The sequence below is a fragment of the Cellulosimicrobium sp. JZ28 genome, assembly GCF_015327065.1.
Taxonomy (GTDB): Bacteria; Actinomycetota; Actinomycetes; order Actinomycetales; family Cellulomonadaceae; genus Cellulosimicrobium; species Cellulosimicrobium funkei.
This window is the reverse complement of sequence record NZ_CP017660.1, coordinates 4262348-4286501: the sequence shown is the minus strand read 5'-3', so window position 1 is coordinate 4286501 and position 24154 is coordinate 4262348. Positions and strand designations below refer to the sequence as shown.

Annotated in this window: 19 protein-coding genes and 1 pseudogene; 10 read left to right on the top strand and 10 right to left on the bottom strand. The window is 76.2% G+C overall.

What is annotated here, in order from left to right; all coding sequences use genetic code 11:
• Positions 1-85: 85 nt before the first annotated feature.
• Positions 86-2194 (bottom strand): cytochrome c oxidase assembly protein, encoded by a 2109-nt coding sequence (locus BJP59_RS19180; RefSeq protein WP_194521779.1) that lies wholly within the window; start codon positions 2192-2194, stop codon positions 86-88.
• A 41-nt stretch (positions 2195-2235) separates the two neighbouring features.
• Positions 2236-2652, bottom strand: a pseudogene (locus BJP59_RS19175) (PPOX class F420-dependent oxidoreductase); the annotation flags it as partial.
• A 297-nt stretch (positions 2653-2949) separates the two neighbouring features.
• Between BJP59_RS19175 and BJP59_RS19170 the strand changes: the two are divergent.
• The 8 genes from BJP59_RS19170 to BJP59_RS19135 all read left to right on the top strand — a co-directional run bounded on the left by BJP59_RS19170 (position 2950) and on the right by BJP59_RS19135 (position 10219).
• Positions 2950-3948, top strand: a complete 999-nt coding sequence (locus tag BJP59_RS19170) for an AAA family ATPase (protein WP_021483297.1) — start codon at positions 2950-2952, stop codon at positions 3946-3948.
• A 32-nt stretch (positions 3949-3980) separates the two neighbouring features.
• A complete protein-coding gene (locus BJP59_RS19165; RefSeq protein WP_076403835.1) occupies positions 3981-4868 on the top strand; it encodes a DUF58 domain-containing protein in 888 nt (295 codons plus the stop codon).
• The gene (locus tag BJP59_RS19160; RefSeq protein WP_194521778.1) at positions 4855-5358 is read left to right on the top strand and encodes a hypothetical protein; all 504 of its coding nucleotides are present in this window, start codon (positions 4855-4857) and stop codon (positions 5356-5358) included. The genes BJP59_RS19165 and BJP59_RS19160 overlap by 14 nt, the downstream gene beginning before the upstream one ends.
• Positions 5352-6446: a vWA domain-containing protein gene (locus BJP59_RS19155; RefSeq protein WP_194521777.1), complete on the top strand. Its 1095-nt coding sequence runs from the start codon at positions 5352-5354 to the stop codon at positions 6444-6446. Before BJP59_RS19160 ends, BJP59_RS19155 begins: the two co-directional genes overlap by 7 nt.
• 7 nt (positions 6447-6453) lie before the next feature.
• Positions 6454-7539 (top strand): vWA domain-containing protein, encoded by a 1086-nt coding sequence (locus BJP59_RS19150; RefSeq protein WP_194521776.1) that lies wholly within the window; start codon positions 6454-6456, stop codon positions 7537-7539.
• Positions 7536-8582 (top strand): hypothetical protein, encoded by a 1047-nt coding sequence (locus tag BJP59_RS19145; protein ID WP_194521775.1) that lies wholly within the window; start codon positions 7536-7538, stop codon positions 8580-8582. The genes BJP59_RS19150 and BJP59_RS19145 overlap by 4 nt, the downstream gene beginning before the upstream one ends.
• Positions 8583-8750: 168 nt before the next feature.
• Positions 8751-9386: a nitroreductase family protein gene (locus BJP59_RS19140; RefSeq protein ID WP_194521774.1), complete on the top strand. Its 636-nt coding sequence runs from the start codon at positions 8751-8753 to the stop codon at positions 9384-9386.
• 110 nt (positions 9387-9496) lie between these two features.
• The gene (locus BJP59_RS19135) at positions 9497-10219 is read left to right on the top strand and encodes a GNAT family N-acetyltransferase (RefSeq protein ID WP_194521773.1); all 723 of its coding nucleotides are present in this window, start codon (positions 9497-9499) and stop codon (positions 10217-10219) included.
• 76 nt (positions 10220-10295) lie between these two features.
• Here BJP59_RS19135 and soxR read toward each other — a convergent pair whose 3' ends face one another.
• Positions 10296-10766 carry a redox-sensitive transcriptional activator SoxR gene (gene soxR, locus BJP59_RS19130; protein WP_194521772.1) on the bottom strand — a complete coding sequence of 157 codons (471 nt, stop codon included), beginning with the start codon at positions 10764-10766 and terminating at the stop codon, positions 10296-10298.
• A 232-nt stretch (positions 10767-10998) separates the two neighbouring features.
• Here soxR and BJP59_RS19125 point away from each other — a divergent pair, with 232 nt between their 5' ends.
• Together BJP59_RS19125 and BJP59_RS19120 are read left to right on the top strand one after the other, a co-directional pair.
• Positions 10999-12027, top strand: coding sequence for an alcohol dehydrogenase catalytic domain-containing protein (locus BJP59_RS19125; RefSeq protein ID WP_194521771.1), 1029 nt, complete (start codon positions 10999-11001; stop codon positions 12025-12027).
• Entirely contained in the window at positions 12024-13541 is a 1518-nt protein-coding gene (locus BJP59_RS19120; protein WP_194521770.1) for an MFS transporter, read from the top strand. Before BJP59_RS19125 ends, BJP59_RS19120 begins: the two co-directional genes overlap by 4 nt.
• Here BJP59_RS19120 and BJP59_RS19115 read toward each other — a convergent pair.
• The 7 genes from BJP59_RS19115 to BJP59_RS19085 form a co-directional block, all read right to left on the bottom strand.
• On the bottom strand, positions 13531-14325 hold the full coding sequence (locus BJP59_RS19115; RefSeq protein WP_137279875.1) for a sirohydrochlorin chelatase: 795 nt from the start codon (positions 14323-14325) through the stop codon (positions 13531-13533). The genes BJP59_RS19120 and BJP59_RS19115 overlap by 11 nt on opposite strands.
• A complete protein-coding gene (locus BJP59_RS19110) occupies positions 14322-15413 on the bottom strand; it encodes a uroporphyrinogen-III synthase (RefSeq protein WP_194523146.1) in 1092 nt (363 codons plus the stop codon). The genes BJP59_RS19115 and BJP59_RS19110 overlap by 4 nt, the downstream gene beginning before the upstream one ends.
• 44 nt (positions 15414-15457) lie before the next feature.
• Positions 15458-16819 carry a uroporphyrinogen-III C-methyltransferase gene (gene cobA, locus BJP59_RS19105; RefSeq protein WP_194521769.1) on the bottom strand — a complete coding sequence of 454 codons (1362 nt, stop codon included), beginning with the start codon at positions 16817-16819 and terminating at the stop codon, positions 15458-15460.
• Positions 16816-17256, bottom strand: coding sequence for a nitrite reductase small subunit NirD (gene nirD / locus BJP59_RS19100; protein WP_194521768.1), 441 nt, complete (start codon positions 17254-17256; stop codon positions 16816-16818). The genes cobA and nirD overlap by 4 nt, the downstream gene beginning before the upstream one ends.
• A complete protein-coding gene (nirB, locus tag BJP59_RS19095; RefSeq protein WP_194523145.1) occupies positions 17253-19904 on the bottom strand; it encodes a nitrite reductase large subunit NirB in 2652 nt (883 codons plus the stop codon). Before nirB ends, nirD begins: the two co-directional genes overlap by 4 nt.
• A 334-nt stretch (positions 19905-20238) precedes the next feature.
• On the bottom strand, positions 20239-21975 hold the full coding sequence (locus BJP59_RS19090; RefSeq protein ID WP_194521767.1) for an FAD-dependent oxidoreductase: 1737 nt from the start codon (positions 21973-21975) through the stop codon (positions 20239-20241).
• The gene (locus BJP59_RS19085; protein WP_228485189.1) at positions 21972-24152 is read right to left on the bottom strand and encodes a molybdopterin oxidoreductase family protein; all 2181 of its coding nucleotides are present in this window, start codon (positions 24150-24152) and stop codon (positions 21972-21974) included. The genes BJP59_RS19090 and BJP59_RS19085 overlap by 4 nt, the downstream gene beginning before the upstream one ends.
• Positions 24153-24154 lie beyond the last annotated feature (2 nt).

The window sequence follows — 24154 nt, the reverse complement described above, 5'->3', positions numbered from 1 at the left end:
AATCACGGATTCTCGGTCGACAACCCCGTGTTCGTCGGGAGAGGGGGCGAGGAACGGGGGTCGGGGAGGGAGGGGGCAGGGTCGGTCAGTCGTTCCGCTTCGACATCTCGGCGAGCATGTCGTTGTACTCCTGGAGCTCGGCGTCGCCGTCGCGGTCGGCCTGGCGGTCGCGGCGCTTGGCCTCGCGCTCGTCGGAGCGCGTCCACATGACGGCGACGACGATCGCGAGGATGAGGGTCGGCAGCTCGCCGATGCCCCACGCGACGGCGCCGCCGCGCTGCTGGTCGGCGATGGCGCTCGGGCCCCACTCGCGGCCGAGGAGGCCGAACCACTCGGGCACGAGCAGCTCCTCGCCCGACGTGAGCGCGACACCGAAGAACGCGTGGAACGCCATGGTCGCGAACAGCAGGAGCAGACGCTGCGGGTAGGGCGGGCGGTGCGGGCCGGGGTCGATCCCGACGAGCGCGTTCGCGAACAGGTACCCCGCGAGCGTGAAGTGCACCAGCATGACGAGGTGGCCGGCGTACGTCGTGAGCGCGTACTCGAACGCGGGCGTGTAGTAGAAGACGATCATCGAGCCTGCGAAGTTCACCGCCGCGACGATCGGGTTCGCGAAGAACTGGCCCACGCGCGACGTGACGAGGGCGAGCACCCACTCGCGCGGTCCCCGCGACCCGTCCTTGCGCGGCGGCACCGCGCGCACCAGGAGCGTCACGGGGGCGGCGAGCACGAGGAAGATCGGTACGACCATCGCGAGGATCATGTGCTGGACCATGTGCGCGCTGAACAACACGTGGCCGTACATCGCCGGGCCGCCGGACGTGACCCAGAACAGGACGAGGATCCCGAGGCACCAGGAGACGGTGCGCCCCACCGACCACGAGTCGCCGCGCCGCGCGAGACGGCGCACCCAGCGCAGGTACACGACGATCGCCGCGACGCACGCGAACGCGGGCAGCAGGTCCCAGCGCCACTCGGTGAACCAGCGGGCGAGCGTCGGCTCCGGCGGGAGCGCGTGCCCCGTCACCTGGTACGCGGCGGAGGTGTCGAGCGGCTCCTCCTGCGGCACGGGCGGGGCGGTGGACCCGAGCGCGACCGCGACGCCGGACACGGCGCCCATGATCGCGAGCTCGACCGCGACGAGGCGCCAGAACAGCCAGCGCGTCCCCTCGGCGGCCGCGGCCCGTGCGCCCGTGGACGACGACGCCCCTCCCGTCCCGGCATCGCTCGCCGGGGCGCCGTCCCCGGCCGGGCGAGCGGCCGCCGTCGGGCCGGCGAGGCGGCGCACGACGAGCTCCCGGTGCGCGAAGCCGACCGCGCCGAGGACGAGCAGGAGCGCGAGCTTGGTGAGCAGGAGGATGCCGTAGTCGGTGGTCAGCCCGGCGAGGGAGTCGACCCGGATGCTCGCGTTCGCGATGCCCGACACGGCGACGGCGACGTAGCACCACAGCGCGATCGCGGAGTACCGCGCGACGGACGACGCGAAGTCCGCGCGGCCCAGGCCGCCGCGCACGCGCACGACGGCGAGCGTCCCGAGCCCGCCGACCCACAGCGCGGCGCCGGCCAGGTGCAGGAACATCGAGGAGACGGCGAGCTCGTGGCTCACCGCGCCGGCCGCGTGGCCGGTGTTGGCCTGCATCGCGAGGGCGACGAGGGCGAGGGCCGCGGTCCACATCGCCCCGGTCGCGCTGCGCACGGCGAGCGCGACGGCGGACGTAAGGGCCGCGACGACGACGATCGCGAGGTAGTTCCGGCCGAGGCTGACCTGCGAGACGAAGAGGCCGAGCTGGTCGCCGAACGTCGGGTTGGTGACCGGCGTGCTCGAGATGGAGGAGTAGCGCAGCACGACCTGCAGGACGGTGAGCACCGCCCACGTGGCCGACGCCGCCCCCGCGACGCCGAGCGCCTTGCGCACGGGCGTCCCGGCGGGCAGCACGCACGCCGCGAGGACGAGCGAGCCGAGCGTGAGCGCGACGGCGAGCTCGGTGAGCACCGTGACGACCGGGGTGCCGAGGCGCGCGAGGGCGCCCGGGTCCGGGAAGCCGGCGGGGACGGTGAACGCGGCCGAGAACGCGCCGGCGGCGAGCACGGCGACGACCGCGACGACGACGGCGAACGGCCCGGCGACGACGAGCCACCACGGGTTCGCGGGTCGGGCGTCCGAGGGCGCGCGGCGCAGGGCAGTGGTGGTCACCCCACCAGGGTATCGACCGCGCGGGCCCCTCCGGTCACGGCTCAGGGCCGGGACAGGCGGGCCATCCCGTAGACCTTCGTCGCGCGCACGCGCAGCACCTGGCGGCGGTCCGCAACCATGGCGCGCCGGAACTCCTCCCAGTCCGGGTGCTCGCCCCCGGTGGCCGCACGGTAGGTCGCGACGAGCTCGTCGGCGGCGGCGTCGTGGGGGTCGACCGCGACGGCGCTCAGCTCGGCGTCGCCCTCGACGACGGCGTAGCCCGCGAAGTCCTCCGCGCTCACGTGGAGCGAGACGCGCGGGTCGCGCGCCGCGTTGCGGGTCTTCGCGCGGTCGGCGGTGACGGAGACGCGCGCGAGCCCGTCCTCCGGGTCCCAGACGTAGAGCACGTTGGAGAGCTGGGGCCGCCCGTCCTTCTTCACGGTCGCGAGGACGCCCTGGCGGCGCGCGGCGACGAGGTCGAGGAGCGCGGGGTCCCGAGCGGGGCGCGCGGCGCGCGGCCGGGGGCGTCGCGGGCGGTGTCACGGGAGATGTCACGGGCGTCGGTGCTCATGCCGGGGCAACCGTCGCCGGCCCGCGGGGCATTCCCGGCGCACCGCACGGTGGGGACCTCTCCCCACCCGGACCTGTGGACGACGCCCGGTCCGGCGGGGTCCGCGCTGGCATACTGGGCCGGGTTCGCCGGGGGCTCGCGAGGCTCCGTCCGCCCTCCGGCCGCGCACGGGACCACACCACCCGCACCACCCGGAGGACGACCGATGGCCGCAGGGCACGGCAGCATCTCGACGCAGGACCTCGACCGCGCGAGCCACCTGCTCAAGCGCGTCGGCCAGGTCTTCGACCAGCGCGTCGTCGGGCAGGAGGCCCTGCGCACCGCGCTCGTGAGCACGCTGCTCGCGGGCGGGCACATCCTGCTCGAGTCGGTCCCGGGCCTCGCCAAGACGACCGCGGCGCAGACGCTCGCCGCGGCGGTCGACGGCTCGTTCCACCGCATCCAGTGCACGCCGGACCTCATGCCGAACGACATCGTCGGCACGCAGATCTTCAACTACGCGACCGGCCAGTTCACGACCCAGCTCGGCCCGGTGCACGCGAACGTCGTCCTGCTCGACGAGATCAACCGCTCGTCGGCCAAGACGCAGTCGGCGATGCTCGAGGCGATGCAGGAGAAGCAGACGTCGATCGGTGGCGAGAACTACGCGCTCCCCGACCCGTTCATGGTGCTCGCGACGCAGAACCCCATCGAGGAGGAGGGCACGTACGTGCTCCCCGAGGCCCAGATGGACCGCTTCCTCATGAAGGAGGTGCTCACGTACCCGACGCCGCCGCAGGAGCTCGAGATCCTCCAGCGCATCGCGACCGGGCAGATGACGCGCCCCCTCACGGCGCAGCCGATCTCGCTCGACGACGTGCGCTTCCTGCGCGGCCTCGTCGACGACGTGTACGTGGACGACTCGATCAAGCGCTACGTCGTCGACCTCATCAACACGACGCGGTTCTCGGGCCCGCGCCCGGTGCCGGGCCTGGACCGCCACGTGCGCGTGGGTGCGTCGCCGCGCGGCGGCATCGCGCTCATGCGCGTGGGCCAGGCGCTCGCGATCCTCGCGGGCCGGGCGTACGTCATCCCGGACGACATCAAGGCGGTGCGGTACTCGGTGCTGCGCCACCGCCTCGTGCGCACGTTCGACGCGCTCGCCAACAACGTGCCGCCGGAGCAGCTCGTGGACGCGGTGTTCGACGCCGTCCCCACGCCCTGACCGGTCCGCCCACCGTCCCGAGAGAGCACCACGTGCCCGACGTCTCCCGTCTCGCCCAGGTCCGGGCCCGGCTCGACCTGCCGGTCGCGCGCCGGGCGTCCGGCCTGCTCGAGGGCCGGCACCGCTCGGTGTTCAAGGGGCACGGACAGGACTTCGACGACCTGCACCTGTACGCGCCGGGCGAGGACGTCGGCGACATCGACTGGAAGTCCTCGGCGCGCGCCGGGCTGCCGATCATCCGCCGGTTCGTGCGCGAGTCGAACCTCAACCTCGTGCTCGTCGTGGACACGGGGCGCACCATGGGCGCGACGGCGCCGAGCGGGGAGACGAAGGCGGAGATCGCGAGCTTCTGCTGCGCGCTCGTCGCCTACCTCGCCCGCGACCGGGGCGACCGCGTCGCGCTCGTCGCGGGCGACGCCGAGCGCCTGGTCCAGCTCCCGCCGCGCGCGAGCACGCGCGACCTCGAGGTGCTGCTGCGCACCGTGGAGGGGCTGTGGCGCCCGGACGCCCCCGGGAGCGACCTGTCCCGGCCGCTCGACCGCGCGCAGACGGCGTTCCGGCGCCGATCGCTCGTGGTCGTCGTCACCGACGAGGCCCGCCCGGCTGCCGAGCACGAGCAGCTGCTGCGCTCGCTGCGCGTGCGTCACGAGGTGATGGTCGTGCAGGTCGCGGACCTCTCGCCGGTGGGCGCCGGGACCGGGGAGGTGGCCGACGTCGACGGGACGCTGCGCCTGCCGCCGTTCCTGCGCGGCCGGGCCGCGCTCGCGGCGCCGGCCGCCGAGGCGCTGGCCGCGCGGCGCGCCGAGGTGGCCGAGCGGCTGCGCGCCCTCCAGGTCGAGGGCGTGCTCGTCGAGGGGTCCGACGACGTGCTGCAGCGGTTCGTCGAGCTCCTGGGGAGGCAGAAGCGTGCCCGTCGATGAGCTCGTCGACCCCGTCGGCTACTCGGGGTGGTGGACGGCCCTGGGGATCGTCCTGGTCCTCGCGGCCGCCGCGGTCGTGTTCCTGGTGATCTGGCTGACGCGCGCGAGCGCGGAGGAGAAGAATGCCCCGCGCGCCGCTCCGCTGCTCCCCACCGGCCCGCACGACCCGTACGCGTCGCTGCGGGCGGAGTACGAGCGACGTCTCGACGCCGTCGCCGAGCGGTTCCGCGCGGGCGAGCTCGACGAGCGCACCCTGCACCTCGCCCTCTCGGCGGAGATGCGCGGCTTCGCGACCGGACGGCTCGGCCAGGACGCGTCGTCCATGACGCTCTCGGAGATCCAGCAGCTCGCCGAGGCCGGGCGGCTCACGCAGCTCATCGCGCGCTACTACCGGCCGTCGTTCGCGGACCACGACAACGACCCGGCGGCGCGCTCGACGGACGGCGAGGACTCGATCGACCGCGCCCGGGCGGTGGTGCGCGGATGGTGACGCGTCCCGTCGCGGCGAGCACCGCCGTCGTCCCGGGGCCGCAGGGCCCGTCGATCCTGTGGCCGTGGCTGTGGGTCGTCCTCGTCGTCGCGGTGCTCGCGGCGGCGGCGGTGGCGTGGTGGCTCGCGCGGCGGCGCCGGGCGCGCGACGCTGACGCGGGCGTGCTCTGGGTCGCGAACTCCGACTACCTCGCGCGCGTCCCGGCGTTCGCCGCGTGGGTGCGCCGCTACCGCGTGCTGCAGGGCCTCACCGCGGCGGGGCTGCTCGTGGCGGTCGTCGGCGCGGGAGCGGTCGCCGCCCGCCCGGTGGAGACGGACGTCGTCGTCGACCGCCTCGGCACGCGCGACATCGTGCTGTGCCTCGACGTGTCGGGGTCGATGATCGAGTACGACGGCGCGGTGCTCAAGGTCTTCCAGGAGCTCGTGGACAACTTCGAGGGCGAGCGGATCGCGCTGTCGATCTTCAACTCGTCGTCGCGCACGGTCTTCCCGCTCACGGACGACTACACGCTCGTCCAGGAGGAGCTCCAGGCCGGGATCGCCGCGCTCGACCAGGACCCGGCGACGTTCGACTACACGGGCGGCACCGACGACGCGGAGATCCTCGAGTACGCGCAGTTCACGGCGGGCACGACGGCGAACCTCTCGGGCGCGAGCCTCATCGGCGACGGGCTCGCGAGCTGCGCGCTCCAGTTCGACGCGGAGGACACCGAGCGCTCGCGCTCGATCATCCTGGCGACGGACAACTACGTCTCCGGCGAACCGATCTACACGCTCCCGCAGGCGGCGGACCTCGTCGCGTCGCGCGACATCACGCTGCACGGCATCTTCGGCGGGTCCCAGCGCTACGAGGGCACGCCCGAGGAGACCGAGTACCGCGAGACCGTCGAGTCGGGCGGCGGCCTGTACTTCCTCGCGGACGACCCGGCCGCGGTCCAGGGCATGGTCGACGACGTCGTCGCGCAGCAGGCCGTCGAGCTCGACGCGTCCCCCGAGGTGGTCGTCACCGACCGGCCCGCGGGCTGGTTCCTCGTCGCGGTCCTCGGCGTCGCGCTGCTGCTCGTGGTCGCGTGGCGGGTGAAGGAGTGACGCGCCGATGAACCTCGCCGGACTCACGTTCCAGCCGCTCGTGCCCCTGTGGGCGCTGGCGCTGCTCGTGCTGCCGCTGCTCGGCCTCGCCGGGTGGCAGGCGGTCGTCGCCGGGCGCCCGGGGCCCGACGGCGTCCCCCGCCCCGGCGCCCCGCGCGCGGCCTGGGTGCGACGCGCCGGGGTGGTCGTGCTGCTCGGGATCATCGGGATCGCGCCGTCGGTCGCATCGACGGACCGCGACACGTCGGTCGCGAACGTCGACATGTTCTTCGTCGTCGACCGCACGGGGTCGATGGCGGCCGAGGACTACGGGCCCGAGGGCGGCCAGGAGCGCCTCGACGGCGTGCGGCACGACATCACGAGCCTCACCGAGGCGATCCCCGGGGCGCGGTACTCGATCATCTCGTTCGACTCGCAGGCGTCGCGCCAGCTCCCCCTGACGACGGACGCGCGCGCGATCACGTCCTGGGCCGACACGTTCCACCGCGAGATCACGCGGTACTCGCAGGGGTCCCTCACGGACCGGCCGCTCGACGAGCTGCGGTCGGCGCTCGAGGGCTCGGCGGAGCAGCACCCGGCCAACGTGCGGCTCGTCTTCTTCCTCACCGACGGCGAGCAGACGGCGGAGGGCGAGCCGCGGTCGTTCGCCGACCTCGCACCGCTCGTCGACGGCGGAGCGGTGCTGGGCTACGGGACCGCCGAGGGAGGCCGCATGAAGGAGTACGACCCGGACGTGGACCCCGAGGACGCGGAGTACCTCGTCGACTGGTCGAAGCCGAGCGACGGCGGCGAGCCCGTCGAGGCGCTGTCCGTGCTGGACGAGGCGACGCTCACCGCGCTCGCCGACCAGCTCGGCGTGCCGTACGTGCACCGGCAGGAGCCGTCGGAGACGGCGTCGCTCGTCGCGGGCGTCGACCCGCAGCAGGTCGCAGCGGACGGACGCCGCGACGTCACGGCGTACCGGCCGGTCGTGTGGCCGTTCGCCCTCGCGCTCGTGACGCTGCTCGGGGTCGAGGCATGGTTCTGGGCGCGCTCGGCGAGCCGCTCGCTCGTGCGCCCGACGGCGCCCGACCGGGCGGAGGTGCGCCGATGACCTGGACCCCTCCCCCGGCACCCCCGCCCGGCGCCCGCGCGCCCCGGCCCACGGGGGCGGCCGCCCTGCGCGCGGCGCGGCTGCGGCGGCGCCGGTGGTGGCTCCTCGGGACCCTGCCCGTCGTGCTCGTGCTCCTCGTGCTGGGGTTCACGCTGGCGCTGCGCGCCCCGGTCGCCTCGCTCGCGAAGGACCGCTACGACGCCGGCGACACCGAGGGCGCGGCGAGCACGTACGGCCTCCAGCGGACGCTCAACCTCGTCGAGCCGTGGAAGGCGCACTACAACCACGGGACGGCGCTCGCGCGGACCGAGGACTCGTGGTCGCTGTATGACGCGATCCGATCCCTCGACCGTGCCTACGACCTCGCGGAGAATTCGTCTCCCGAGGAACGGTGCATGATCCAGACCAACCTGTCGCTGACGTACGAGATCCAGGGCGACGGCGACATGGCCTACGCCGACCGCAAGGCGGCGGAGCTCGCCCTCGTCGAGGAGGCGATCGCCGCCCGCGACGCGGGACTGCCGTACGACGAGGGGGTCCTCGACCCGTACGGCGACGGTACCGAGCCCGACCCGGCGGAGCTGCGCCAGGACGTCCAGGACTGGTACGAGTACGCCGAGCAGGAGTACGCGACGGCCGAGCAGATCCGCGGCTGGCCCGACTGCGGGGAGTCCGAGCAGACCCCCGAGCAGCAGGAGCAGGACGCGGCCGCGCAGCAGCGTCTCCAGGACAAGCAGCAGGAGGCGCAGGACTCGCAGCCCGAGAACCAGGACGGTGGCGACACCTCGGAGGGCGAGGGCGACGGCTCCGAGGGCGACGAGCAGTCGGACGCCTCGGGCGGCGACGGCGCGCAGGGCGAGGACCAGCAGAGCCAGGCCGAGCGCGAGGAGCAGCAGCGCCAGGAGCAGCTCGAGCAGCAGGGCTCCGAGGCGCGCGACGAGCAGGAGCGCCTCGAGCAGGAGTACCGCGACCTCTACGGGGACCAGCCGGGCACCGGCAGCGACCCGGGCGACAGCAGCGGGGGCGGCACCAAGAACTGGTGAGCCCCGGCTGCGCCGCGGCCGATCCGCCGTCGTCCGCCGGCCGCTCCGACGTCCGCCTGCTCACCTCGTCGGCCGGTGGAGCGGGACGCGTCGCAGGGGTGCCCAGCCTGCGAGACGACGGGCACGACCCGAGGACGCGCCGGCGGCTCGCACGTACCCTCGGCGACCGTGACCACACCCGAGGACCTGCCCGTCCTGCGCGCGCTCCACTCGACGCCGTCGCGCCGCTACCTCTCGCCCGACCCGGTGCCCGACGACGTGCTCGACGCGATCCTCGACGCCGCGGTCCGCGGGCCCAGCGGGGGCAACCGTCAGCGGTGGGGGTGGGTCGTCGTGCGGGACCCCGCGACGAAGGCGCAGATCGCCGCCTGGTACCGCGAGGGGTGGCGCGCGGCGTACGGGGACCGCCGCGACGCCGTCCTCGGTGCCGCGACCGACGACGCCGGCGTGAGCGAGGCGGGCTTCCGCGCCGTCGAGCACCTGGCGCTGCACCTGGAGGAGGCTCCGGTGTGGGTCGTGCCGGTGCTGCGGGACGCGGCGCGCTCGGCCGACCCCCGGCTCGGGGCCTCGATCTACGGTGCGGTGCAGAACCTCGTCCTCGCAGCCCGGGCCTACGGGATCGGGACGACGCTCACGACCTTCCACACCGTCCGGGAGGCCGACGTCGCCGCGCTGCTCGGCCTGCCCGACGACGCGCTGACGATGGGCCTGCTCCCCCTCGGGTACCCGACCCGAGGCCGCTGGTCGGAGCCGCGGCGGCGCCCGCTCGCGGAGGTCGTGCACCGGGACCGGTGGCACGGCTGAGCGCGCCGGGAAGAGGCGACCGCCCGGACGCGTTCGCCCGGGAGGACACGCACGGCCGGACGGCCGCGACGACGGCACGGCACCCGGGCGACCGGGCGAGGAGGAGCAGCATGACCGCGACGAGCACGGGGCCCGGCGCCACCGGCGTCGACCACCCGGTCCTGGACAACCCGTCGTGGAGCGCGCTCACCGGCGCGCACGCGCACCTCGCCGAGGGCGACGACCTGGCGCGCCGCTACCCGGCCGACGTCTCCCCGATCACGGGCGTGCGCTCGTGGACCGACCCGGGCGTGTGGGACGCGATCGCCGCGCTCGTCGGCCCGGGCGGGCACTTCTCGGCGCCGCCGGCCGGGGTCGAGCCGCCGCGCGGCTGGACGGTCGAGGCCCGCGTCGAGGGGGTCCAGCTCGTCGAGACCGAGCGCCTCGTCACCCGGCCCGACCCGGAGGCGGTCGTGCTCGGCGCGGACGCCGTCCCGGAGATGCTCGCGCTCGTCGAGCGCAGCCGACCGGGTCCGTTCGAGGCGCGGACCCACCTCCTCGGCCGGTACGTCGGGTTCCGCGACGGCGACGGCCGTCTCGTCGCCATGGCGGGCGAGCGCCTGCGGCCCGCAGGGTGGACCGAGATCAGCGCCGTGACGACCGACCCCGACCACCGCGGGCGCGGCCTCGCCTCACGCCTCGTGCGCGACGTCGCGTTCCACGTGCAGGAGCGGGGCGACCGCGCGTTCCTGCACGCCGCGGCGCAGAACGTCGGCGCGATCGGCGTCTACGAGCGGCTCGGGTTCGCGCTGCGCCACCGCCCGACGTTCGGGTCGCTGCGCGCGCCGGGCTGACGGCCTCGTCGCCGGGCCCGCCCCACGCTCCGGCCACGCGGCCACGCGGCCGATCGGACGCTCGGCGCCGTGCGGCTCAGTCCTCGATCCCCTCGACGAGCAGCGTGCGGGGCCCGGGGCCCTCGTCGGCGAGCGCGTCGTGGGGGTTGACGAGGACGCACCGGCGCAGCGAGAGGCACCCGCAGCCGATGCAGTCCGTGAGGTGGTCGCGCAGGCGCGTGAGCTGTTCGATGCGCGCGTCGAGGTCGGCGTGCCACCCGGCCGAGAGCCGGTGCCAGTCCTTCGCCGTCGGCGTGCGGTCGCCGGGGAGCGTCGCGAGCGCGGCGCGGATGCGCGCGAGCGGGATGCCCACGCGCTGCGACGCGCGCACGAACGCGACGCGGCGCAGCGTCTCGCGCGTGAAGCGCCGCTGGTTGCCGGGCGTCCGACGGCTCGTGATGAGCCCCTCGCGCTCGTAGAAGTGCAGCGCGGACACGGCGACGCCGCTGCGCGCCGCGAGCTGGCCGACGGTGAGCTCGTCGCTCGGGGACGGGGCGGTGTCGGGCACGGCGGTACCTCCACGCAGACGGGCCTGACGGCCGACGCGGCGGACACGACCGGTCACCCCTCGGCCCGGGGCACTTGACCTGAACAATTGTTGAGGTTCGAGACTAGCAGGGCGCGCCCGTCAGGCAGCGCGGCCCGGACCGTGCGACGGCCCAGAGAGGCCGTGCACCACGCGGCCCGCCCACAGCACCGCGCACGACCGCCCTGCACGACCCGATCCCGAAGGAGCACCCGTGGACGCCATCCGCCTGCACGCGTTCGGACCACCCGAGAACCTCGTGCTGGACCAGGTCCCCGACCCGGTCCCCGGCCCCGGCCAGGTGCGCGTCGCCGTGCGCGCGCACGGCGTCCACCTGCTCGACACGACGCTGCGCCGGGGCGAGGCCACGGGACCGCTCCCACTGCCCGCCCTGCCCACGATCCCCGGGCGCGAGGTCGCCGGGGTGGTGGACGTCGTCGGACCGGGCGTGGACGCCGCATGGCGCGGGCGACGGGTCGCGGCCCACCTCGGCGCCACGCCCGACGGCGGCGGGTACGCGCGACTGGCGGTCGTGCCCGTCGAGGCGCTGCACCGCATCCCCGACCACGTCACCGCGCCCGACGCGCTGGCCATGATCGGCACCGGGCGGACCGCACTCGGCATCCTCGACCTGGCGGGGCTCGCCGCGACGGACACCGTCGTCGTCACGGCCGCGGCCGGCGGGCTCGGCACGTTGCTGGTCCAGAGCGCGCTCGCGGCAGGGGCGCGCGTCGTCGCGCTCGCCGGCGGCCCGGAGAAGGTCGCCCTCGTGCGGTCGCTCGCCGGGCAGGCGCAGGAGGACCGCCTCGCCGCCGTCGACTACCGGGCCGACGGCTGGCTCGACGAGGCGCGGACCGCCGTCGGGCAGCACGCCCCGGAGGGCGCGACCGTGCTCCTCGACGGCGTCGGCGGCGACGCGGGCACCGACGCCGCGAGCCTCGTCGCGCCGACCGGCCGCCTCGTGCTCTACGGCTGGGCGTCGGGGGCGCCGAACCGGGCCGGTGACGTCGACCACCCGGGCGGGAAAACGGGGGCGGACGGCGGCACGGCGGACGTACGGTGGGCGGTGGGACCCCAGGCCCGACCCTGGGGAGACCTGTCCGCGCTGCAGGAGCGCGCGCTCGCGCTTGCGGCGGACGGGACGTGGCGGGTCGTCACGCACCAGATCCCCCTCGCGGAGGCCGCGCGCGCCCACCGCGAGCTCGAAGCGCGCGCCACCACCGGAAAGGTCGTTCTCGTATGACGGCGGACCCCCGCACCGACGCCGACGCACCGGCGTACGGCTCCCCCGCGCCCGGCGCGGGCGAGGCCGGCACGGGAGACGTCGGCGTGCCCGAGACCGGCCCCGCCGAGACGGGCACGCTCTCGCCCGGGACGCAGCGCACGGTGCTGTTCGGCATGGTCGCGTTCGTGTTCCTCGGCGCGTTCGAGGCGCTCGCCGTCGCGACCGCCATGCCGACGGTCGCCGTCGAGCTCGACGGGCTCACGCTGTACACGCTCGCGTTCGCCGCGTCGCTCGCGTCGAGCGTCGTCGGCATGGTGGCGTCCGGCCGCTGGAGCGACCGCGCCGGCCCGACCACCCCGCTGTGGACCGGCATCGGGCTCTTCCTCGCCGGGCTGCTCGTCGCCGGGCTCGCGCAGGACATGCTCGTGCTCGTCGCGGGCCGCGTGCTCCAGGGCGTCGGGACGGGGCTGTACATCGTCGCGCTGTACGTGCTCGTCGCGCGCGTCTTCCCCACCGACCGGCGCCCGAAGGTCTTCGCGGCGTTCGCGGCGGCCTGGGTGATCCCGTCGATCGTCGGGCCCGCCATCGCGGGGCTCGTGGTCGAGCACGTCGGGTGGCGCTGGGTGTTCCTCGCCGTCCCGGTCCTCGCGGTGCCCGCGCTGTTCCTCATGCGCCCGGGGATGCGCGCCGCCCGCGGCTCGGCCCCCGAGCCCGCCCCGGCGTCCACCCCGCTGTCCGGAGACCGGCCCGACGACGCCGAGCCGCCGCTCGACCGGACCGCGCGCCAGGCGTCGCTCACCTGGGCCGTCGTCGCCGCCGTCGGCATCGGGGCGCTCAACTACGCGGGCCAGCTGCGCGGGGTCGGGCTCGCGGCCCTGCTCGTCGCGTCGCTCGCCGCCGTCGCGCTCGCCGTCCCCCGACTGCTCCCCCGCGGCACGACCCGCGCGGCCCGCGGCCTGCCGAGCGTCATCGCGATCCGCGGCCTCGTCGCGGCCGCGTTCACCGGCGCCGAGGTGCTGCTCCCGCTCCTGCTGTCGCACGAGCGCGGCCTCTCGCCGTCGCTCGCGGGCGCCGTGCTCACGTTCGGCGCCGTCGGCTGGTCGACGGGGTCGTGGCTCCGCGGCCGGGCGACCTGGGGGCTCCAGCACGCGGGCTACGTGCGCCTCGGCGGGACGCTCGTCGCGCTCGGGATCGGCGGCGCCGCGCTGCTCGCCTGGACGGCCGTGCCGCCCGTGGTCGGGATGGTCGCGTGGACCCTTGCCGGGCTCGGCATGGGCATGACGCACCCGACGCTGTCCGTGCTCACGCTCGAGCTCTCGCCCGTCGCCGAGCAGGGCGCGAACTCGTCCGCGCTCCAGGTGTCCGACGCCGTCGCCGCCGCGACCGCGCTCGCCGTCACCGGGTCGCTCCTGTGGGCCCTGCACCCCACGCTCGGCCTGGCGTCGTACGTCGTGTGCTTCGGGGTCACGGTGCTGCTCGCGGCGGGCGTCGCCCTCCTCGCACCGCGCACGCGCCCGGTCCTCAGGGCGTAGCGCGCAGCCCGGCGGCGGCGTCGGCGTACCGGTCGAGCACGATCGCGGTGAGCCGCGGGTCGGGCGCGAGCGGGCCGGTCACGACGTCGGCGCCCGCCTCCAGCACCCGGTCGTAGAAGAAGCCGGGCGCCAGGAGGTAGGCCGCGACGACGACCCGCCCGCCCGGGGCGAGGCCCGCGCGGGCGGCGGCGACGGCGTCGGGCACCGTGGGCGTCGCCATGGCGCCGTAGCCGACGGAGACCGGGCCGGGGACGCGCTCGCGGAGCCCGGCGGCGAGCGTCTCGACGTCGCGCGCGGCGCCCGGGCGGCTCGACCCCGCGGCGGCGATCACGACGGCGTCGCCGTCGCGCAGGCCCGCCTCCGCGAGCCGCTCGGCGAGCAGGTCCACGAGGCGCGGGTCGGGGCCGAGCGGCCCCGACGCGGCAGCGGCCCCGGTGCCGGGGCCGCGGTCCTCGACGGCCGCGGCGACGTCCACGCTCACGTGGAACCCGGCGGAGAGCAAGAGGGGCACCACCACGGCGTCGCCGGGCGCCCCGCCGTCGGACGGCGCGACGACGGCGGTCACGACGTCCGCCACCTCGGGCTGCTGGACGTCCACGAACGCCTCGCGCACGTCGAGGTCGGGGCGGGCCGCGCGCACGTCGTCCAGGAGCGCGCGGACCACCGCGCGCCCCGCGAGGTCGTCCGTGCCGTGGGAGCAGCCGACGAGCGCCGGCGCCGCGGCGCGCGGGCCGGCCGGAGCATCGGCGACGGCGTCGAGGGAGGTGGGACTGTCCGGGCTCATGCGAGCTCCAATCGGTATCCGCGCTTGACGACGGTCTTGACGAGGTCCCGGCGGCCGGTGGCCTCGCGCAGGCGCGCGACCGCGACCTCGGCCGCGTGCGGGTCGCGCGAGTCGCCGGGCAGGACGTCGAGCACGTCGTCGCGCGTGACGACCTCGCCGCGGCGCGCGGCGAGGAGGCGCAGCACCTCGAGGCTGCTGGGCGAGAGGGGCAGCACCTCGCCGTCGAGCACGGCGACGCGCGAGCGGATCTGGAGCGTCCCGGCGACGGTCGCGAGGGCCACCGTCTCGGCCTGCTCGTAGTGCGCGACGAGCGTCCGCACGAGCGCGCCGAGGCGTCCGCGCTCGGGCTGCAGCGGCGTGACGCCGCGGTGCTCGAGCGGCCGCGCGGTGACGGGACCGACGGCGGCCGCGACCATCGACCCGTCCTGGAACCGGGACACGACGAGCCGCCCCACGCCGTGCTCCTCGGCGGCGCTCAGCCACGCCTCGGCGCCGGGGGCGGAGGTGAACACGACGGCGTCGATCTCCCCGACGGCCGCGGCCTCGACCGACGCGCGCAGCGCCTCGGGGTCGGGCGGCGGCCCCCAGCGGTAGACGACGAGGCTCGCGACCTCGGCGCCCGCCTCGGCGAACACGACGTCGAGGCCGTCGGCCCCCGCACCGTGGTGCTGGACGGCGATCCGCAGCCCGGCGACGCCCTCGCCGAGCAGCACGTCGGCGATCTCGGCCGACGTCTCCGACTCGGCGACCCAGTCGGCCGTGAGCCCGGCGGCCTGGATCGCGCCGCGCGCCTTGGGTCCGCGCGCGACGATCCGCGCGTCGGCGAGCACCTCGAGCAGGCGGTCGGCGAGGCCGTGCGCGTCCGCAGCCTCGACCCAGGACCGGAAGCCGATGCCGGTCGTCACGACGACGACGTCCGGCGGTCGCTCGACGAGGTCACGCGTCCCCGCGAGGAGCTGCTCGTCGTCGGCGTGCGGGATCATGCTCAGCGCGGGCGCGTGGCGGACCTCGGCGCCCCGGCGCTGGAGGGCGGCGGCGAGCTCGCTCTTGCGGCGGTCGGCCGTGACGAGCACGGTGCAGCCCGCCATGACCTGGCCGAGGGCGGGGCGCTCCCCGTCGGGGCCGGACTCGCTCACGCGACCGTCGCCGGGTCCGGGTCGAGCCGTCCCGCGGCGGCGACGTCCCCCACCACCATGACCGCGGGGGCCCGGACCCCGACGCGAGCCGCACGCTCCACGACCTCGCCCAGCGAGGCGCGCGTCACGCGCTGGCGGGGCGTCGACCCGTTCTCCACGATCGCGACGGGCAGCGCAGGGTCGGCCCCGGCGTCGAGGGCCTGGGCCGTGATGCGTGCGAGCTGCGAGACACCCATGAGGACCACCAGCGTAGCCGTGCGGTCGCGCACCCCGGCGAGCGCGGCGGCGTCGAGCCCGTCGTGGCCGCTCACCACGTGGAACGCGGCGACCGTGCCCCGGTGGGTGAGCGGGATGCCCGCGAGCGCCGGGACGCTCAGCGCGCTCGACACGCCCGGCACGACGTCGACCGGCACGCCCGCCGCGCGGCACGCGAGCACCTCCTCGCCGCCGCGCCCGTAGACGAACGGGTCGCCGCCCTTGAGCCGCACGACGTGCCGCCCGCGCTGCGCGTGCTCCACGAGGAGGGCGTTGATCTCGTGCTGCGGCACGGGGTGGTGGCCGGGCGTCTTGCCGACGTCGATCACCTCGACGCCGGGGGCGAGCTCGTCGAGCACGTCGACCGGCCCGAGCCGGTCCGCGACGACGACGTCCGCCTCCGCGAGCGCCCGGCGGCCCCGGACCGTGAGCAGGTCGACCGCGCCGGGCCCTCCGCCGACGAGCGTCACACGCCCCAGGCCGCCCGGCGCAGGGCGGTGGTGGCGCTGGTCGGCGCCGCCGGAGCGCAGGTGGTCGGCGATCGCGTCGCGTACCGCGCGCACCCGCCGCGGGTCCGGACCGCGCCGCTCGGCCGCGGCGTCAGCCGCTCGTCGTTCCCGCACGTCCGCCGGCACGCCGGCCACGGGGGCGTCCGTGACGACCCCGACGAGGACGTCGCCGCTGCGGGTCGTCGCGGGCGTGCGCGCGGTGCCCTCGTGCGCGGCCCCGGCGTGGACGCACCACGTGCGGCGCGCGGCGGCCCACGCGGCGACGTCGCGGTTGGTCCCCGAGTCGTCAGTCGCCGCGAGCACGAGCCACGCGTCCTCGAGGTCGGACTCGCGGACGTCGCGCGGCGCCCAGGTGACGCGACCACCCGGCGCGACCTCGCCGTCGGCCCGCAGCCCGGCGGGTGACGGTGCCAGGATCGGGGCGCGCAGCGAGGCGGTGACGAGATCGCGCAGGTCCTCGCAGACGTGGGGCGCGACGACGCGGACGTGCGCGCCGTCGTCGGCCATCGCCCGCGCGCGACGGGCCGCGACGGGGCCGCCGCCCGCGACGAGCACCGTGCGCCCGGCGAGGTCGATCCCGAGGAGCGTCGTCACGACGCACCGTCCGCGGGCCCGGCGGCGTGGGGGCGCAGGCCCACGTGCACGACGCCGTCGCGCACCTCGGCGGGCCACGTTGCCAGGTCCGGCGCGAGGCCCTCGACGGGCGCGTACCCGGCGGTCTCGAGGCAGCGACCGGTCGTGAGGTCGAAGACCTGCTTGTACATGGGGCCGGCGACCGTCGGCACGCCCCCGCGCGTGCCGACGATGCCGCGCGACAGGACGTTCGCACCGGAGAACGGGTCGCGCTGCTGCACGACGCGGACCGTGTCGTCGGGGAGGCGGAACAGCGCGACCTGCACCTCGCCGACGAGGGCGGCGGCGCCGCGTTCGACCAAGAGGTCGCGCAGGAGGCACACGCGCTCCCACCCCGCCGCGTCCGACGTCGGCGTCTCTACGGGGTACGCGGCCTGCTCTGCTGGCACGACGCTCATCGACGGACCTCCAGGGTCGTGCCGGCGATCACCACGGGGCCGGCGGGAACGGTGGCGAGACCCGAGGCGCGGGCCTCCTTGAGGGCGGCCCGCTCGTCCGCCCTGGCGGGCCGGATCTGGCCGCGCTCGGTGACGTACGCGAGGTCGGGGTCGGGCTCGGCGGGCGCGTTGACGAACGAGCCGAAGCGGCGCAGCTTCTCCGGGTCCTCGAGGACGGCGCGCCACTCGTCCTCGTAGTCGCCGACGTGGCGGGCCATCGCGGCGTCGAGGTCGGCACCGATGCCGAGCGAGTCCTCGACGACCACCTCGCGGATCGCGTCGAGACCGCCTTCGTGGTCCTCGACCCACGCGGCCGTGCGCTGCAGGCGGTCGGCCGTCCGGACGTAGTACATGAGGAAGCGGTCGATGGTGCGCACGAGCGCCTCGTCGTCCAGGTCCTCGGCGAGGAGCTGCGCGTGCCGGGGCGTGAACCCGCCGTTGCCGCCGACGTACACGTTCCAGCCCTTGTCCGTCGCGATGACGCCGACGTCCTTGCCGCGCGCCTCGGCGCACTCGCGCGCGCACCCCGAGACGCCGAGCTTGATCTTGTGCGGCGAGCGCAGGCCGCGGTACCGGAGCTCGAGCTCGACGGCCATGCCCACCGAGTCCTGCACGCCGAACCGGCACCACGTGGACCCGACGCACGACTTCACCGTGCGCAGCGACTTGCCGTACGCGTGGCCGGACTCGAACCCGTGCTCCACGAGCCGGCGCCAGATGTGCGGGAGCTGCTCGATGCGCGCCCCGAACATGTCGATGCGCTGGCCGCCCGTGATCTTCGTGTAGAGCCCGAAGTCCTTGGCGACCTGCCCGATGACGAGCAGCCCGTCCGGCGTGATCTCTCCCCCCGGGATGCGCGGGACCACGGAGTACGTGCCGTCCTTCTGCATGTTCGCCAGGACGTGGTCGTTCGTGTCCTGCAGCGTCGCCTGCTCGCCGTCGAGGACGTGACCGTTGCCGAGCGACGCGAGGATCGACGCGATCGTGGGCTTGCAGATGTCGCAACCGCGCCCGGCGTCGCGCACCAGCACGGCACCCTGCGTGTCGGTGACCGGCTCGGGCACCCGGCCGAACCGCGCGACGATCTCGCTGAACGTGTGCAGGTCCGCGACGCGCACCGCGTCGAAGAGCTGCGCGCGCGAGAGGTCGAAGTGCTCGCACAGCGCGTTCGAGACCTCGACGCCGGCCCGGGCGAGCTCGGTCGTCGTGATCTTCTTGACGAGCGGCAGGCACGACCCGCAGCTCGTCCCCGCGCGCGTGCACGCCTTGACGCCCGCGAGGTCGGTGCACCCGTGCTCCGTGACCGCACCCCGGATCGTGCCCGCGCCGACGTTGTTGCACGAGCAGACCGTGGCGTCGTCGGGGAGCTCGAGGTCCGGCGCCCCGCCGCCGGACCCCTCGGGGAGCAGGAACAGCCCCGGGTCGCCGGGGAGCTCCGTGCCCAGCATCGGCCGCAGCGACGCGTACGGCGCGGCGTCGCCCACGAACACGCCGCCCAGGAGGGTGCGCGCGTCGTCGGACAGGACGAGCTTCTTGTAGACGCCCGCGACCGGGTCGGCCCAGACGAGCTCCATCGCGCCCTCGGTGCGGCCGTGCGCGTCGCCGAAGCTCGCGACGTCGACCCCCTGGAGCTTGAGCTTGGTCGCCGTGTCCGCACCGGGGAACGTCGCCTCGCCGCCGAGCAGGCGGTCCACGACGACCTCCGCCATGGCGTAGCCCGGCGCGACCAGGCCGAGGCACCGGCCCTCGAGGCACGCGACCTCGCCGACCGCCCACACGTGCTCGTCCTCGGTGCGGCACGCGAGGTCCACGACGGCGCCACCGCGCTCCCCGACCGCGAGCCCCGCCGCGCGCGCGAGCTCGTCGCGCGGCCGCACGCCCGTCGCGAGGACCACGACGTCGACGTCGAGCCGGCCGCCGTCGGCGAAGTCGAGCCGGCCCACGTGCCCGGTCTTGCGGGAGACCCTCAGCTCCTTGGTCCCGGTGTCGCACCGGACCGCGATGCCCATGCCGTTGATGAGGCGCTTGAGAGCCTCGCCGCCGCCCAGGTCGATCTGCGCGTCCATCAGGTGCGTGCCGAACTGGACGACCGTGGCCTGCGCGCCGAGGGCCTTGAGCGCGCCCGCGGCCTCGAGGCCCAGGAGTCCGCCGCCGATGACGGCGCCGCGCACCGGGCGCTCCCAGCCACCCTCGGTCGTGGCGTTGCGCCGCTTCTCCTCGACCCAGCCGCGCAGGGCCGCGACGTCGTCGATCGTGCGGTAGACGAACACGCCGGGCAGCTCGTTGCCGGGGATCGGGGGGCGCGCGGCGTTCGAACCGGTCGCGAGGACGAGCTCGTCGTAGGCGTGCACGCGCCCGAGCCGGTCGGTGACGGTCTGCGCCTCGCGGTCGATCGACGTCACCGCGCAGTCGCGGTGCAGCGTGACCAGCGGGTCGTCCCACAGGGCAGGGTCGCCGAGCGTGAGCTCCTCGGCGTCGCGCGCCGAGAAGTAGCTCGTCAGGGCGACGCGGTCGTACGGCTTGCGCGGCTCCTCGGCGAAGAGCGAGACGCGCCACGTCCCTTCGGCGTCGCGCGCGCGCAACGCCTCGACGAGCCGCTGCGCCACCATGCCGCCGCCGACGACGACGAGGTGCCGAGGCGCACCGGGGGCCGGGACGGGGGCGGGATCGGTCTGCGGTCCGGTCACGGCAGGCTCCTGGGGCGTCGGGGCGGATCGGTCACCGTCCGCGGGGTCCGACGAGAGCGAGGAGAGGCCCCCGGGGATGGTGCTGACGACGCTACGGACGGGCGGTTTCGCGACCGTGCCCCGCCCGTTGCCCGTCCGTAACGGTGTTCTCACCCGGCCGGACGTCGCCGTGTGAGGTCGGCGGAGCGGTGCGAGACCGGCAGGTCGTGTCGAGATCGGCGATCGTGACTGCCGATCTCGGCAGGGCTTGCCGACCTCACGCGCGGAGGCCGACGCTCGCCCGTGCGCCGTCGGCCTGCGGCTGCTCCGGGTCGGTCTGCGCGAGCCAGTCGACCAGGCCGCACACGACGTCCTTGCACCCGCCGCAGCCCGTCGTCGCGCGCGTCGCCCGTGCGACGTCGTCGACGCTCCGGGCGCCGTCGTGCCAGCAGCCCACGACGTCGCCCTTGGTCACGCCGTTGCACGTGCACACGGTCGTGCGGTCGGGCATGAGCGTCGGGGACGACGCCGGCGCGGGCGCCTGCGCGACCGGGCGCAGCAGCACGTGGGCCGGGTCGGCGGGCACGGGGACGCGGCGCGTGTACGCGGCGGTGAGGTCGGCGCCCACCTCGGGCGCGCCGACGCACGTCGCGCCGACGAGCAGCCCGTCCGCGACGACGACCTCGACGTGCCGCCCCGCCGCCGGGTCGCTCAGCGTCACGGACCGGTGCGCCGCGTCGGGCGCGCGACGCTCGCCGCACACTCCCATCGTCACGATCTCGAGCCCCGCCGCCTTGACCCGCACGACGTCGGTCCCGGCGGTCGCGCGCGTGCCGACCCGGGGGTCGGACGTCGGCGCGAGCGGGCGCGCGACGACGTCCGTGGCGAGCCGCAGCGCCACGCTCGGCCGGTCGGCGGCCGGTCCTCGGCGCGCACGCCGCCGGTCGGGCGCGGCCCCCTGCGCGGCGCCCGGCCTCCCCGCGCCGTCGGCCCCGGCGGCGAGCCGCTCCGCGAGGTGCTGCGCGAGCCGGCGCGCCTGGTCCCACCCCTGGGCGATCAGCCCGGTGCCGCCCTCGGGCGGCTGGGCGCAGTCGCCGATCGCGAACACGCGCGGGTCGTCCGGGCTGGCGAGGTCGGGCCCGACGACGACCCCACGGTCGACCGTGAGCCCCGCCGCCCGTGCGAGCCCGGCCTCGGGCACGGTGCCGCACGCGAGCACGACGAGGTCGGCGTCGAGGTCGACGCGACGCATGCCGTCCGGCACTCCCCCGGCCGCGCCCGGCCGATCCGCCGCGGGGTCGTGCGGGCCGCCGTCGGGCACGCGGAGCGTCACGCCCCGCACGCTGCCGCCGGCCACGACCACGCGCTCGGTCCGGGCTGAGGTCCAGGCGCGCACCCCGAGGCCGGCGAGACCGCGCGCGACGACGCCGCCCGCCGCACGGTCGAGCTGGCGGTCCATCACGCTCGCGCCGCCGTGCACGAGGCTCACGGCGACGCCGCGACGCGCGAGCCCGCACGCGACCTCGAGGCCGAGGACGCCCGCTCCCACGACGACGGCGTGCCGCGCGTCGAGCGACCTCGCGACGATCGCGCGTGCGTCGTCGAGCGTCCGCAGGACGTGCGCGCCACGCGGCAGGCCGCCGGGCAGGCCGGTGAGGCCGGGCACCTCGGGGACGCGCGCCGCGGCGCCCGTCGCGAGCACGACGACGTCGTACGGGTAGGCACCCTCGCCCGTGAGGACGCGGCGCGACGCCCGGTCGACCGCGAGGGCCTCGGTGCCCCGCCGGACCGTGACGCGCGCGTCGTCCGCGACAGGCAGGGCGATCGTCGCGACGTCGGCCCGGCCCGCGACGACCTCGCTGAGCAGCACGCGGTTGTACGGCTCGTGCTCCTCCGCGCCGAGCACGGTGACCTCGACGCCCGCCGAACCCCCGGAGGCGCCGCACCGCGCCGCGAGGTCGCCCGCGAACCGCGACCCGACCATGCCGTGACCGACCACGACGACGCGCGTCATCCCACGACCTCCTGGAGCGCGGGGGCGCGTCGCACGTCCACGGCGCAGACCTTGAACTCCGGCATCCCGGAGACGGGGTCGGTCGCGTCGGTCGTCACGCGGTTGACGCTGCCCACGCCGCCCCAGTGGAAGGGCATGAAGACCGTGTCCGGCCGGACGCGGTCCGTCCACCGCACGACCGCCTCGATCGCGCCGCGCGCGGTCGTGAGGCGCGCCCGGTCTCCGTCGTCGATGCCGAGGCGCGTGCCCAGAACCGGGTGGACCTCGACGAACGGCTCCGGGACGAGGCGGTCGAGCTCCGGCACGCGCCGGGTCTGCGCGCCCGACTGGTAGTGCTGGAGCACGCGGCCCGTGACGAGGTAGAGCGGCGCGTCGGGCCGCACGTCGTCGCTCGGGCCCGTGTGGTCGACCGCGACCAGGCGGGCACGTCCGTCCGGCGTCGGGAACCGGTCGAGGAACATCCGCGGGGTGCCCGGGTGGTCGGGGGACGGCACCGGCCAGTGCAGGCCCGGGCCGCCGTCCGCCTCGTCCGCGTCGAGGCGCGCGTGGCTGAGCCCGGCGTAGTCCGCGACGCCGCCCGCGGACGCGCGCGCGAGCTCGTCGAAGACGACGGCCGGGTCGGTCGGGAAGGAGACCGGCGATCCCAGCCGACGCGCGAGCTCCGCCAGGATCCACAGCTCCGACCGTGCCTCGCCCGGCGCGTCGACCGCGCGGCGCCGTCGGATCACGCGTCCCTCGAGCGACGTCATGGTGCCCTCCTCCTCGGCCCACTGCGTCACGGGCAGCACGACGTCCGCGAGCAGCGCCGTCTCCGACGGCACGAGGTCGCACACGACGAGCAGGTCGAGCGCGCGCAGGTTCGCCGCGACCCGGTCCGCGTCCGGGGCGCTGACCACGACGTTCGACCCGTGCACGAGCAAGGCGCGCGGGCGCCCGTCCTCGGCGTAGGTCGTGGTCGCACCGCCCGGTCCGGGCCGCGCGCCGAGCGACCGCAGGAGCTCGACGGCGGGCATCCCAGGACCGGGGAGCGACTCCGGGTCGACGCCCCACACCGCGGCGACGTGCGTGCGGGCCGCCGGGTCGTCGATCCTGCGGTACCCGGGGAGCTGGTCCGCCTTCTGCCCGTGCTCGCGTCCGCCCTGCCCGTTGCCCTGGCCGGTGATCGCGCCGTACCCGGACCCCACACGGCCGGGCAGGCCGAGGGCGAGCGCGAGGTCGATCGCCGCGGTCACGGTCGCCGTACCCTGCGCGGACTGCTCGACGCCGCGGCCCGTGAGCACGTACGCGCCCGCGCCCCCGTGGACGGGCGACGCCGCCGCGAGCAGCCGGGCGACGTGCCGCAGCCGTCCCGCCGGCACCCCGCACACCGTCTCCGCGCGCTCGGGCCACCACCCGGCGACGGACCGGCGGACGTCGTCGAACCCGGTCGTGCGCGCGTCGAGGTAGGCCGTGTCCGCGAGCCCCTCCGCGACCACGACGTGCAGCAGCGCGAGCAGCACCACGAGGTCGGTGCCCGGGACCGGCTGCAGGTGCACCCCCTGCCCGACGGCGTCCCCCGCCTCCCCCGTGAGCGCCGCCGTCGCGCTGCGGCGCGGGTCCACGACGACGAGCCCGCCCCGTGCGCGCACGCCGGCGAGGTGCTGGACGGACGGCGGCATCGTCTCGGCGACGTTCGACCCGAGCAGCAGCACGGCGTCCGCGCCGCCGAGGTCGGCGAGCGGGAACGGGAGCCCGCGGTCGGCGCCGAACGCGCGGTTCGCCCCCGCCGCGGCGGACGCCATGCAGAACCGCCCGTTGTAGTCGATGTTCGCGGTCCGCAGCACCGTGCGCGCGAACTTCCCGAGCGCGTACGCCTTCTCGTTCGTCAGGCCGCCGCCCCCGAACACCGCGACGGCGTCGCGGCCGTGCGCGGCCTGGACCCGCTCGATCCCGGCTGCGACCACGTCGAGGGCCTCGTCCCACGGGGCGGGGCGGAGCTCGCCGTCGGGCCCGCGCAGGAGCGGGCTCGTCAACCGGTCGGGTGCGCGCAGGACCGTGGCGCTCGTCCAGCCCTTCTGGCACAGCCCACCCCGGTTGGTCGGGAAGTCGCGCGGGGCGACCGCGACCGGCAGCGGGCCGCGCGCGGGGGTGAGCGTCATGCCGCACTGGAGCGCGCAGTAGGGGCAGTGCGTGTCCACGC